Raw genomic sequence first — 13,281 nt, forward strand, 5'->3', positions numbered from 1 at the left:
TCCGCATTCGCCCGCCGGGCCGTCGCCGGGGGCCCGGAGCAGACACGCGTCGCCGCTGCGCGCGGCAGCCGGCGGATCAGGCGGCGGTGCGGGGTGCCGGCACGTGCGGAACGGCGGCCCGCAGGTGGGCCAGGACCACCGGGTCGATCCGACCGGGTGCCAACCGCTCCTCCAGGTTCTCCAGCCCGGCCCAGGCGACCAACGCGTCCTCGGGCTCCGCCGGATCGGCCGGGTACCCGAGCCCGGTCAGCAGACCGGCGACCTCGGCGGCCAGCGCGCCGGTCAGGTCCAGCAGGGTGGCCGGATCGGGCCGGCTGAACAGCAGGGTGTGCACCGCGAGCAGCCGGTCGAGTTCCGTGACCGGGTCTGGATGGTCGTCGACCCGCAGGTCGATCATGACGTCGCCGGTGCCGCCGTACCCGCCACCACGGCGCACCACGAGCAGCCCCGCGCTCTGCCGGCCGCGCCGGTCGCCGCCAGCGGCCTCACCGGCCCGCAGCGCCGTGAGCAGCCGCTGCGCGAACGGCAGGTCGACACCGGCCAGCCAGGCGTCGCGGAGCGCGTCGACGACCTGCGGGCCGGTGAGGATGTTCCCCTGCGCCGCCCAGCCGTCGCCGGCCTGCCCACCGGCCCAGCCCCGGCAATGGGCGCCGGTCCAGGTGGCACCCGGCCCGGTGGCGGCGACCACGCCGAGCTGGCGGTGATCGCGTTCCGGGTCGGCGGCGACCAGGCCGGCGACCACGCCGGCGGCGGACACACCGGTCCGCAGCAGCGCCAGCCCCTGCGGCCGGTAGGCCAGGTTCACGTGCGCCTGGGTGGCGATCGCCCCCACATCGGCTGCGGCACCCGGCACGAGCGCGCCGGCGGCCAGGAAACGGCTCGCCACGACGATGCCGTGCAGCCGGCCGTCGTCGGAGCGGGCCACGAGCGAGAAGGTCACGCTGGGAAGGTTAACGCTGGTGACGGCCCTGCGACCGCCGCCATGACCTTGCCCGACGAGGCAGGGGCGGGCACCATCGACCGATGACGACGCGATGGGCAATGACGGTGCCACTGGGCGGGATCCCGCTCGCTGACCACGCCGCGGTGTACGCGGCCCTCGCCGACGCCGGCTACACCGACGTGTGGTCCTCCGAGGTCAACGGGGCCGATGCGTTCACCCCGCTGGCGCTGGCCGCCGCCTGGCAGCCCGGACTGCGGCTCGGCACCGCGATCACACCGGCGTTCACCCGTGGACCCGGCCTGCTGGCGATGAGCGCCGCCGCGCTGGCCGACGTCGCCCCCGGCCGGTTCGCCCTCGGCATCGGCGCGTCGTCGCCGGTGGTGGTCTCCGACTGGAACGCCGTGGAGTTCACCGAACCGTTCCGGCGCACCCGCGACGTGCTGCGTTTCCTGCGGGCGGCGCTGCGCGGGGAGACCGTCGACGGCGCCTTCGACACCTTCACCGTCCGCCGGTTCGCCCTGGAACGGCCACCGGCGGTCCCACCGCCGCTGCTGCTGGCCGCGCTGCGTCCGGGCATGCTGCGGCTGGCCGCCGCCGAGGCCGACGGAGTCATCCTCAACTGGCTCGCCGCCACCGACGTGCCCCGAGCGGTGACCGAGCTGGGGCAGCGGCGTCCACAGTTCGAGGTGGTCGCCCGGATCTTCGTCTGTCCCACCGAGGACGCCGGGTACGCCCGCACCCTCGGCCGGCGGATGATCACCAGCTATCTGACCGTGCCCGCGTACGCGGAGTTCCACCGCTGGCTCGGTCGGCAGGAGGCGCTGGCGGACATGTGGGCGGCGTGGGCGGCCGGCGACCGGCGCGGTGCCCTGGCCGCGATCCCGGACGAGGTGGTCGACGCGTTGATCCTGCACGGCTCGCCCGAGCAGTGTCGGGCACAGGTGAGTCGGTACGTCGACGCCGGGGTGGACGTACCGGTGCTGGCCTTGCTGCCCACCCCCGAGGTCACCGCCACCGACCCGGCGGCGCTGGCCACCCTTGTCGCCCGGCTCGGGCGCGACGCGAAGGAGTCGGCGTGAACCTCACCGACCGGGTAGCGGTGATCACCGGCGGGGCCGGGGGAATCGGTGCGGCGCTGGCCCGACGGTTCGCCGCCGAGGGAGCCGCCGCGCTGGTCCTGGCCGACCTGGACGGTGCCGCCACCGAGGCGGTCGCCGCCGCCGTGGGCCCGCTGGCCCGGGGCGTCGCCGTCGACGTCACCGACGAGGAACAGGTACGCGCCCTGGTCGCCGACACCGAACGCCGCTACGGCCGGATCGACGTGTTCTGCGCCAACGCCGGAGTGAGCAGCGGCGGGGGAGTGGAGGTCGACGACGCCGGCTGGGAACGGTCCTGGCGGGTCAACGTGCTCGCCCACGTCTACGCCGCCCGGGCGGTGCTGCCGGCGATGCTCGCCCGGGGCAGCGGCTACCTGCTGCACACCTGCTCGGCGGCGGGAGTGCTGACCGCCGTCGGCGACGCCGCGTACACCACCACCAAGCACGCCGCCGTGGGGTTCGCCGAGTGGCTGTCGGTGACCTACCGGGACCAGGGGATCCGGGTCAGCGCGCTGTGCCCGCAGGGGGTCGACACGCCGATGCTGGCCGACGGGTTGGCCGCCGGGCACCTCGGTGCCCAGGTGATCGCGGCCTCCGGCGCGGTGCTCAGCCCGGACGAGGTGGCTGCGGCGGCGGTGGCGGGCATGGCGGAGGAACGATTCCTGATCCTGCCGCACCCGGAGGTGGCCGAATATGCTCGCCGCCGCGCCGAGGACCCCGACGGCTGGCAGTCCGGCCTCCGCAAACTCGTCCGCCGGTTGCGTGCCGCCGATCAGGACGCGCCGCCGCTGCCGCCGAAGCCGGCAGCATCACCGTAGGTGGCGTTCTCGGCGATGGCGGCGGAGTGGCGGTCGGGCACACCGGTCGCCCCGACGCCGGAACCACGGCGTCGGCGGGGTGCGGAGCGACGCAGTTCCCGGGTGGCCTTCGCGGCAGCGGCCAGTCGCTGCTGACGGGTCATCGGCCGGGGGACCCGTCGGCGACGGGCGACGACGAGCGTCGCGGCGGTGACGGACACCACCGCGACCAGCACGGTGAGCAGAGCTAGCCAGGTGGTCACGGCTCGACGGTAGGCACCCCGGGCAAGCTTCAGCGGTGCCAGCGCAGCGGGCCGGGGTGCACCGACCAGAGCAGCCGCCGCCAGCGGGGACGAGCCGCTCGCACCGCCGCCGTGTAGGCGGTGGCCGCCGCGGCGGCGGCACCGGCCTGCACCTCGTCGGCCGTGCCGGGAGCGAAGCTGACCTGGTTGACCAGCCGGGCCAGCTCATCGACGGCCCCGTACGCCGCGGCCGGTGGCCGGACGTCGGTCAGGGCCTGCCGGGCCCGCGCGGCGACCTCGGTGGCGGACAGGTCGGCGGCGACCGGCCGGCCGGCCAACCGCAGCGTGTCGGTCAGCTCCCGCCAGGCGCCGGCGATGCGGTGGCCGGGGTCGCCCCGGTGCAGTCGGGCCCGGGTCTGTGCCCGGCGCAGACCGGCGAGGGTGGCCAGCAGCGCCACGACGACGAGCAGCAGACCGCCGCCGGTGCCGCCGACAAGCACCGGCGTCGGTACGCCCCCGCTGTCCGTGGGGCCGGCGGGAGCGGCCTGCGCCGGTGGCGAGGCGGTCGGCTCCAGGGTGGGCTCCGGCTGCTCCGACGGGGGCGGATCCTCCGGCTGGGGGCGGAAGTCCTCCTCCACCGGTCGGGGCTCCTCGTCCGGTCGGGGCAGCGGATCGAACGCCACCCAGCCGAGGCCGTCGAAGAGCACCTCCGGCCAGGCGTACGCGTCGGCGGCCCGCACCGGACCCGACCCGGGAGCGGCGAACCCGACCACCACCCGGGTCGGTAGCCCGGCGAGCCGGCCCAGCACCGCGAACGACGCCGCGAACTGTTCGGACGTGCCGCGCTGTCCACCGCCATTGCGCGGCCCGAACAGGAAGAACGCCAAGTTCGGGTAGGCGTGGCCACTAGGCGCGTCGGCGACCAGCCGGTAGTGCTCGGCCAGCCACTGCTCGATCGCCGCCGCCCGCGCGTACGGCGCGCCGTTCTCCTCGGCCAGTTGGGTGGCCAGCCGCCGCAGCTGCTCCGGTGCCCCGTCGGGCACGTGCAGCACCCGGGCCACCGCGTCCCCGGCCGGGGTGTTCGCGGTGGCCAGCAGGTTGGCGTCGGGGCGCTCCCGGGCCGACGTCACCGTGTAGCGCAGGCCGGGGGCGAGACCCTCGGGACGGATCAGCGTGCCGGTGCCCGGGTCGTAGGCGACCCGGGCGCCGCTTACCTCACGTGGGGTGGGTACCGCGGGCAGCAGCCGTCCACTGAGGTCACCGACGGTGATCTCCTGGCGGACGGTTTCGACGGTGGCGTACGGCGCCGGTTCGACGGCGGGCAGGATCCGGCCGGCGTTACGGTAGGTCGCGCCCACCCGCCAGGTGACCCCGTCGTAGTCGCTGAGCACGGCCAGCCGGATCCGCTCCCTGGCACTGCCCGTCGCCGCGCCCTCGGGCGGTTCTGTCAGGCCGGGGTCGCCGGGGGAGTCGGTCGCCACCTGGAACAGTTCCTGCTCCGGATTCAACGCCCAACCGGAGATCCGGATCAGCGGGTTCTCGTCAAGCGTCTCCACCTGCGGCGGCTGCACATAACGCCGAGGATCCACCGGCCGGGTGTCCACCAGGGCCGCCACCGCCGGGCCGAGCAGCACCGCCAGCGCCACCACCACCGTCGTACCGGCGGCCGAGGCCACCGCCAGCCGGGCCCGCACCCCCGACCGGACCGCCGGGGCGAGCCCGTCGGCGGGGTCACCGTCCGCGGGTCGGGACGACACCGCCAACCCGAGCGCCGCCGTCACCACAAACGCCACCGTCGCGCCGATCGCCGGCTCCGCGTTCGGTCCGACCACGTACACCGCACCGACGTGCAGCAGCACCGGCGGCAGGTAGCCCAGCAGCACCCGCCCGGCCCGTAGCGCCACCTCCGCCCCGGCCAGCCCAGCCAGCCAGGCGGCCACCACCGGCAGCAGGATCGTGTCCGGCGTCGCCTCCACCGGGATCATCGCGGTCAGCAGCCGGGGAATGGCGTTGCGGGCGGCGTCGCCGGCCACCTCGACGAACCCGCCCGGCACCTGCGCGTCAGCGGCCGCCACCCGCAGGCAGACCGCCGTCCACCCGAGCATGGCCAGCACCGACACCGGCGCCACCAGCCAGGACGGCAGCCGCCGGGTCACCACGCTGACCAGCACCGACCCGACCGCCGCGCCAGCCACCAGCATCGTCAGCAGCGACCCCGCGTACACCCGGCCGAGCACCACCCCGGCCAGCGTGACCAGCACGACAAGCGTCGCCGGCACCGCCACCGCCCGCAGCAGCCTCACCACCGGCGCACCCCGTCCCACTCGGCGGCGAAGCCCGCCCCGTCGGCCGCGTCGACGACGACCAGGCCGGCCGCGCCCGGCGGCGTCGGCTCCGCCGCCCCGAAGATCCCGACCACCACCGACGGGTACGCGCCGCGCAGTGCCCCGACGTGCCCCAGATCCTCGGTCGCTCCCGGTCCGGTGAGGACGACAAGCGTGTCGCCGAGCCGGTCGCGGCGCAGCCGTGCCGCCGCAGCCTCCAGCGTGCCCTTCCCGGTGAGCGTCACCGCCGCCAGTCGATCCAACGGTCCACTCGGACCGGTACCCGACCCGTCGCCGCCGACAGCGCCACCCGCCGCGCTACCGCCCCAACCGTCTCCGTCACCCGGGGCCGCGCCGTCCCGCCCGGTGCCGTCCGCCCCACCACCGCCCGTCGCCGTCCGGCCCGGACCGGTGCCGCCCGATCCGGCGGAGGTGTCATCGGCGCCGACGAACAGCAGTACCACCGGCAGGTCCTCGCGGACCGCCGCGGTGACCACCGACGCCGCCGCCTCACAGGCCGACTCGAACGACTCCGCCACCCCGTCGACCCGGTCCGGATGCGCGGTGGACCGGTTGTCGAGCAGCACCACGATCCGGGGCAGGCTGGTGTCCACGTTCTCCCGCACCATCAGCTCACCCACCCGGGCGCTGGTGCGCCAGTGGACGCGACGAAGCTCGTCGCCGACGACGTACTCCCGCAACGAGTCGAAGGTGATCGAACCGTGCGGGACCGCGTCGACCCGCCCGTCGAGACTGCGTCCCGCGCCGGTGGGCACCGCCCGCAGCGGATGGATCCGCGGATGCACCCACACCGGCACCACATCGCCGTAGGAACGGGCCAGCACCACCAGGCCGAGCGGGTCGCGGCGGGTCACCCGCAACGGCCCCACCGGCACCACCCCACGCCGGCTCGTCGGCACCGGGTAACTGACAGTGGTGTCCGCGCCGGGTCGCAGCCGCAGCACCGGCACCGGCACCATCCGGCCACCGCAGCGGTCGGTGGCCAACATGCTCGCCGCCCCCACCCGTCCCGCATTGCGTACGGTCAACGTCATCGTGGCCGGCTCGCCCCGGGCCACCCGATCCGGGTCGGCCCGCCGGGCCACCCGCAGCCGGGGCCGCCGGGCCGCGGCGACCAGAGCGACCGCCAGCGCGGTGCCGGCCGCCGCGCCGAGCAACGTCAACTCCGGGTACCCGAACCGGAAACCCGCCCCCAGCAGCAGCACGGCCGCGACGAGCAGACCGATGCCCCGGGCGGTGATCCCCACGCCAGACCTCGCCGGTCAGTGGTGCGCCGGGGCCGGCTGGCCCGACGGCAGTGGCACCGGCACCGAGGCGACCGCCTGCCGCAGCACGTCCGCAGCGGTCACCCCCCGCACCTGAGCGTCGGGAGTGAGCAGCAGCCGGTGCGCGAAGACCGGTTCGGTGAGCGTCTTCAGATCCTCCGGCATGATCCAGCCCCGGCCGTCGATCAACGCGTACGCGCACGCCGCCCGGGTCAACGCGATCACCCCACGTGGACTGACCCCGACCCGGACCTGCGGATGGGTACGCGTGGCCGCCGCCAGCCGCACCGCGTACGCGTACAACGGCTCGGCGATGTGCACCCGCCGGGCCATCCGGACCATCTCGCCGACGGTGGCGGTGTCGGTCACCGCCGCGAGCGCCTCGGGAGAGCGGACCGTCGCCCCGCGCAGCACCTCCACCTCCACCGACTCGTCCGGATATCCCACCGACAACTTCACCAGGAACCGGTCCAGTTGCGCCTCGGGCAACCGGTACGTACCGTCCATCTCCACCGGGTTCTGGGTGGCCACCACCAGGAACGGCTGCGGCACCGGATGCCGCACCCCGTCCACGGTGACCGTCCGCTCCTCCATCACCTCCAGCAGCGCCGACTGCGTCTTCGGCGACGCCCGGTTGATCTCGTCGGCGATGACGATGTTGGCGAACACCGGGCCGGGGTGGAACTCGAAGCCCCGGGTGGCCTGGTTGAAGATGGTCACCCCGGACACGTCGGAGGGCAGCAGGTCCGGGGTGAACTGGATCCGCCGCCACTGCCCCTTCACCGTCGCCGCGATCGCCCGCGCCAGGGTCGTCTTGCCCACCCCGGGCACGTCCTCCAGCAACACGTGCCCCTGCGCGAACAACGCGGTCAACGCCAGCCGCACCACCTGCGGTTTGCCGAGCACCACCGTGTTGACGTTCTCGGCCAGCCGGGCGGCCAGGGCGGCGAAGCCCTGCACCTCCTGCTGGGTGAGCGGTTCCTGGCTGTTCACCGTGGTGCTCCTCGCCTGGAGTGGATCAGCAGGTGGGCAGGACGCTTATGTCGTCCCCGCCCTCCAGGTTGAGCCAGGCCCAGGGGATGTAGTTCCGTCCGCTGTACTCGACCTGCACCCACCAGGTGCTCTGCTTGTTGTCGTTGTAGATCCAGGAGTCGATGTCCGTGCCCCGCACCTTGCAGTACGCCTTCAACCGGGTGCCCGGCTCCGCCCAGCCGACCTGGCGGTCGTTGTCCTGCCGGGGCACCGAGAAGATCTCGTTGCCGTTGCGGCCGTCGCGGTCCCGGTCGCAGTAGGTGCGCTGGTCACCGTCGGGGCCGTTCTCACAGGTGGCTATGCCGTACAGGGCGTCGGTCCGCTGAGCCCTGGTGGCGGTGCCGCTGCCGGCGGCATTGGTCGCCGTCACCGTGAACGTGTAGCTGGTGCCGGGAGTCAACCCGCTCATCGTGATGCTCGAACACGGGCCACTCTTCGCCGGCTGACCCGACCGGGACAGCGTACAACTGGCCTGGCCGCCACCGGCGTCCACGGTGAACGTCACAGTCGCCGCCGTCGCGGTCGCCGACGAACCGGTCACCGTCACCCGGGGCACCGCCACCGTACGCGCCGTCGTCGTCGCCTGCGCGCCCTCGCCAGCCTCGTTCACCGCCCGGACCCGCACCGTCACGTTCTGCCCGTCACCCAGGCCACCCACGGTCGCCCGGGTGTCGGTCACCTCGCTGCGCTTGTCACCCACCTCGACCACGTAACCGGTCACCGGCCGGCCGTTGGCCACCGCCGGCGTCCACTGCACCGCCACCGTCCCCGGCTGGTCGGCCACCGTGCTCGCCCGCAACTTCAACGGCTCACCGGGAACCGTGAACGGCACCACCGTGTTGCTCACCGGCGACGCCTCCGACGCCGCGCCCTTGTCGTTCACCGAGACCACCGTGAACGCGTACTGCGTGCCGTACTCCAGCTCGCCGGCCTTCACCACCAACTCCGTACCGGTCGCCTCACCGACCGGGGCGTTCGTGCCCGCAGAGGTCGCCGACACCGCGTACCGGGCGATCGTGTTGCCCTGACCGTTCGCCTCCGGCCAGCTCACCACCACCGTGCCGTCCGCCCGTGCCTCGGCGGTCACCTCGGTCGGCGCGTCCGGCACGTCCGCGGTCGGCGTCACCGGGTTGCTGTTCCGAGCTGGACCCGCGCCTTTCGCGTTCACCGCGTGCACCGAGAAGCGGTACGTCTCACCGTTGGTCAGCTCCGTGACCTCCACCGACCGCTGGTTCGCGCCGACCTCCAACCGCTGCCCGGCACCCTCCACCACGTACCGGATGATCTCGGCGCCGTTGGCCGCCGCCGGTCGCCAACTCACCCTGGCCTGCGCGTCGCCGGCCGCCGCCGTGACGTTACGCGGCGCGCCCGGCTTGCTCACCTGAGGCTTCTTCGGCGGCGGCGGAGGTGGCGGCGGAGGTGGCGGCGGCGGATCACCACCGAGCACGTCGTTGGCGTACTTGTCGACCTCCCGCACCTGGTGCGAGTCGTTGACCACCCGCGCGGTCGCCGCGTCCGGCGCGTTGATGAACAGGTAGTTCTCCCGCACCTCCAACTCCAGCGGGCCACCCCACCTGCCCCGGATCGTGTCGGTCAGCTGGCCAGTCGCGTCGAACGCGTACACCGTGCCCGCCGCCTCGTCCGCGCAGTAGAACCGCCCGGCCCAGGCCACCGCCGGGCCGAGCCGGTCACCGTCGCCCGGCACCGTGAACGACCGCACCTCGCCACCGTCGCCGATCGCGTGCACCTGCCGCTGCGCGGGCACCGTCACCGGCACCACCGGCCCGCTGGTACGCACCGGCAGGATGCCGGGCCCGGTCAGCGTCGACGCCAACGCCGTGCGGCGGGTCGTACCGTCCACGACGGTCACCAACGCTCCGGCCGTGCGGTCCAACACCGCCACGCCGTCATCCAACGTGGAGACCACCAACTCGTGGCTGGCCTCCGCCACGTCGTACGTCTCCACCTGCGGCGAACCCACCGGTGAGTCCGCCGCCTCCGACGGCAGCACCGCCGGGGTGATCGCCGAGACCGTGCCCTCCGCCGGCACCGCGACCCACAGACGGCCCTCGCCGTCGAACGCGCCGCCGGTGATCCCCGGCGGATAGCGGACCGGCTCGCCAACCGGGGCCAGCGACCGCGGATCCAACTGCCGCACCACACCCTGGACCGCGTCCACCACGAACGCGGCGTCCTCGTGCAACGCCACACTCACTCCGAGCCCGGGGGTGGTCGGCGTGGTCGCCGTGATCTGCAACGTCGCCAGGTCCAGCGCGCTGATCTGACCCGTGTTCAGATCCCGCAGCACCAGCAGCCGGTCCGTCTGTGTCACCTGCATCGGATGCCGCCGCGCCGCCGGCACCTCCATCCGGGTGTCCACCCGGGCGGTGACCCCGTTGACCCGCGCCAACTCGCTGCGCGCCGCGCTCCACAACCATGAACTCGCGTCGTAGTTGGCCACCGCGTTGTCCGCCGAACCCAGACCGAGCACGGTCAGCCCCATCGCCGCCAACAGCGCCACCACCGTACCCACGGTGACGAGACCACCGCGTACCCGGGACCGGGATCGTGGGGTGCGGGCCGGAACGGCCTCGTCGATGCTCGCCACAGCCGGCAGCCTCCCGTGTCGTCTCGGCAGGTGGCGCCCCCGTACGGCGACCCCTCCCCTGAGCCGGGAGCCATCATATGGTCACCCCACCGACCCCGGGAACCCGCACCGTCCGGCTGTGGACACCCAGCGTGGCGTGTCGTCGGCGTGTCCCGCCACGACTGTCCGTCCGGGACCGATCGGCCCCCTCAACCCGACGGGTCGGCCTACCGTGACGTGCACACCTGGTCGGAAGTGGCGAACTGGTCGGTGTCGTAGACGGCGAGCACCGCGAAGCAGTAGTTCACCCGGGTGCTCAACCCGTTGACCGTGTAGCTCGTCCGACCCGGGTCCACCGTGGCCATCATGCCCAGCGACTGCCCGGTCCGCCCACCGGCCACCATGAACGGCACCAACCCGTCCGACGGATCCGTCCAGGTCAACGTGATCGTCGTGGTGTCGTCGCGCATCGTCAGGTCCCCCGGAGGCGGGCCAACCGAACCGGGTGGCGATGTCGGCGCCGACGCAGGCCCCGACGAAGGCGCGGCCAATCGGTCCAGGACCAGCAGACCCACCCCGACCACTGCGGCCAGGGCCACCAGGACCGCCACCACCGCCACGCCGATCGCCACCCGGTTACGACCCGGCGCCGGCTCCGCCGTCGGCATCGCCAACGGCCCCTGGTACGGCGCGGCGATCCCCGGAACCTGAGCACCGGACGAACCCCAGGCCGGCGGCGCGGCGGGCCCCGGATAGGGCGGCGGCGCACCCGGTGAACCGTGCGGCTGGGCTCCGAGACCCGGGCCCGCCAGCCGGGGGTCATGCTGCGGGACACCGACCCCGGGTCCGTACGGGTTGGCTCCGCCACCCGGGCCCTCGGCCGAGCCGCCACCGCTCACCGGCCCGTACGGCGGGGGTACGGGGTGGGCGGCTCCGCCTGTCGCCGGGTAGCCGCCCGGCCCGCCGGTGGGCGCTCCGCTGGTCGGCGGTGCATACCCAGACGGTCCACCGGTCGTTGGTGGGTAGCCGGGTGGTCCGCTGGTCGGCGGTGCCCAGCCGGGTGGTGCGCTGTTCGGGCCGGGTTGCGGTAATGGCGCGGTCAGGTCGTGGGGGCCGGCCGTCGGGCTGACCAGTGGGGTGCCCTGCGGAGGCACCGGGGGAGTGCCCGGTGGTGCGCTGACCGGTGGCGCGCTCACGGGTGGCGCGCTGACCGGTGGCGCACTGACGGGTGGCGCGCTGATCGGTTGGGCCTGGCTCCAGGCCGCCTCGGCGAGCTGTCCCGGCGCTGGTGGCGCGCTGACCGGCTGCCCCTCGGCCGGCGGCTCGGTCACCGCCGACGACCAGGCCGGGGACGCGCTCACCGGTGAGGGCACAGTCTCCGCCGGTGCCGGAGACTCAGGCGTACGGCCGGCCCGAGCCGCTTCCTCCTCCAACAGGGGACCGATCTGCTGCACCCGGATGGTGGGCCGGGCCCACTCGGGATGCCCGGTGGAGGCAGACTCGACGCCCGCCGATGTCGCGTCGTCGACCGCCGGGGCGTGCCGCAGTACGCCGGTCTCTTCCTCGTCCTCGATCGGCTGGCGCGGAGCCGGTCCGGTCGGAGACTGGCTGGACGGCGTGACCGACGGTGCGGTGTGTGACGGAGCCGGCGACGACGGGGCCGGCACCCCGCTTGTCGGCCTGGTCGCGGCGGTAGCCGCAACCACCGGGGCGGGTGGCGCCCCTGCCGATCGGGCCCGGTCGACCGGAGTCGCGACCGGACGTACTGACTGATCATGAAAAGCGGTCCGGGCCTGCGGTACCACCGGCGGCGCAGGAACGCCGGGCGGCGTTGAAACCTGCGGCGGGGCAGATGGTGCCGTGGCTGACGGTGGCACCACCGACGGCGGTACGCGCGGTGGGCCAGGCGGCGCAGCGGATGTTGGCGAGGTGGGCCGCGGCACCTGTGGCACCACGGTTGGTGGCACGGCGGGGGGTGGCGGGATCTGCGGCGCCGCGGTGGGGGGTGGCGGTATCTGCGGCGCTGCTGTGGGAGGGGTTGGTGTGACCTGCGGCGCTGCTGTGGGAGGCACGGTGGACAACGGCGGGATCTGTGGCGGGGCGGGCCGCCCCGGCTCGGCCGAGGTCTGCGGTGCGGCGGGAATGACCGGTGGCGCCGGTACGGCGGCCCCCAGGGGGGAAACAGGCACGGGAGGGACGGTCGCCGCTCCAGGGACGCCGGAAGTGGGCTGGTCGCCGGCAGGCGGTGACGCCGAGGGGGCGACGGGACGCGCCGGTGCTGCCGTCGACGCCTCGTGCGGCTTCCACAGCGTGGAGAGCACGGCCAGGGAAACCGTCGGTTCGTCCAACGCTCCCCGGCCCGGCGGACTGGCCGGACCAGGCTGAGGGGCGGTCGGGACAGCGGGCTGAGGGGCGGGAGCGGCGTCGCCGAGATACTCGCGTGCCATGCGTACCGCCGGATGGTCGGCACCGAGCACGGCGGGGCCGGCAGCGGCCACGCGGGTGTAATTGCGGCGCGCCTCGTGGCGATTGCCCAGCTCGTCCGCGACGGACGCCAGCTCGAAGGCCAACGCCAGCATCAGCGGATCGGCATGCGGCCAACGGCGCTCCCCGGCGGCGAACGCCTCCTCCAGCACCCGCCGGGCCGCGCTCGGATCGTCCGCCTCCCGATGCAGCCTGGCCAGCAGATGAGCGGTGCTGAGCACGTCCGGATGATCTTTGCTGAACGGCGGCCGAGTGGACTCGACCGCATCGGCCAGCAGGTCACGGGCGGCGGCGAGGTTACCCGCACCACGCAGCGCGAGGGCCCGTTGCTGAGCGACGGCCAGGGGAGAGGCATGGGGCACGAGGCCCATGCTGCCGGGTACGGGCACCTCGACGCTACCCGGCGCACACACCTGCCGAGGGGGCGCTACCGGACCTCGCGACCAGTGCTGGACGGGGGCCGATGCCGATGTGCATGATCCACCTGTG

At 74.3% G+C, this 13,281-nt stretch carries 9 protein-coding genes; 2 read left to right on the plus strand and 7 right to left on the minus strand.

Annotated features, from left to right (window positions below; genetic code table 11):
• Window positions 1-76 precede the first annotated feature (76 nt).
• Entirely contained in the window at window positions 77-940 is an 864-nt protein-coding gene (locus tag O7624_RS26165) for a DUF1028 domain-containing protein (RefSeq protein WP_093408048.1), read from the minus strand.
• 101 nt (window positions 941-1,041) lie between these two features.
• Here O7624_RS26165 and O7624_RS26170 point away from each other — a divergent pair, with 101 nt between their 5' ends.
• On the plus strand, window positions 1,042-2,022 hold the full coding sequence (locus tag O7624_RS26170) for an LLM class F420-dependent oxidoreductase (RefSeq protein ID WP_282240771.1): 981 nt from the start codon (window positions 1,042-1,044) through the stop codon (window positions 2,020-2,022).
• Window positions 2,019-2,858, plus strand: coding sequence for an SDR family oxidoreductase (locus O7624_RS26175; protein ID WP_282237634.1), 840 nt, complete (start codon window positions 2,019-2,021; stop codon window positions 2,856-2,858). The genes O7624_RS26170 and O7624_RS26175 overlap by 4 nt, the downstream gene beginning before the upstream one ends.
• Here O7624_RS26175 and O7624_RS26180 read toward each other — a convergent pair.
• The 6 genes from O7624_RS26180 to O7624_RS30700 form a co-directional block, all read right to left on the minus strand.
• Window positions 2,813-3,100: a hypothetical protein gene (locus tag O7624_RS26180; RefSeq protein WP_282237635.1), complete on the minus strand. Its 288-nt coding sequence runs from the start codon at window positions 3,098-3,100 to the stop codon at window positions 2,813-2,815. The two genes, O7624_RS26175 and O7624_RS26180, sit on opposite strands and share 46 nt — an antisense overlap.
• A gap of 29 nt (window positions 3,101-3,129) precedes the next feature.
• Complete coding sequence (locus O7624_RS26185; protein ID WP_282237636.1) at window positions 3,130-5,385, minus strand: transglutaminase domain-containing protein; 2,256 nt, start codon at window positions 5,383-5,385, stop codon at window positions 3,130-3,132.
• Window positions 5,379-6,671, minus strand: coding sequence for a DUF58 domain-containing protein (locus tag O7624_RS26190; protein WP_282237637.1), 1,293 nt, complete (start codon window positions 6,669-6,671; stop codon window positions 5,379-5,381). Before O7624_RS26190 ends, O7624_RS26185 begins: the two co-directional genes overlap by 7 nt.
• Before the next feature lie 15 nt (window positions 6,672-6,686).
• Window positions 6,687-7,682, minus strand: coding sequence for a MoxR family ATPase (locus O7624_RS26195; RefSeq protein WP_204002867.1), 996 nt, complete (start codon window positions 7,680-7,682; stop codon window positions 6,687-6,689).
• Between the two features lie 25 nt (window positions 7,683-7,707).
• The gene (locus tag O7624_RS26200) at window positions 7,708-10,329 is read right to left on the minus strand and encodes a fibronectin type III domain-containing protein (protein ID WP_282237638.1); all 2,622 of its coding nucleotides are present in this window, start codon (window positions 10,327-10,329) and stop codon (window positions 7,708-7,710) included.
• 206 nt (window positions 10,330-10,535) lie between these two features.
• A complete protein-coding gene (locus tag O7624_RS30700) occupies window positions 10,536-13,154 on the minus strand; it encodes a tetratricopeptide repeat protein (protein WP_348774965.1) in 2,619 nt (872 codons plus the stop codon).
• Between the last annotated feature and the right edge of the window lie 127 nt (window positions 13,155-13,281).

It is taken from the genome of Verrucosispora sp. WMMD1129, assembly GCF_029581255.1.
Classification (GTDB): Bacteria; Actinomycetota; Actinomycetes; order Mycobacteriales; family Micromonosporaceae; genus Micromonospora; species Micromonospora sediminimaris.

What these genes read in the sequence shown, in the direction of transcription:
- O7624_RS26170 (WP_282240771.1), top strand. Translation starts at nt 1,042, where the DNA reads ATGACGGTGCCACTGGGCGGGATCCCGCTCGCTGACCACGCCGCGGTG.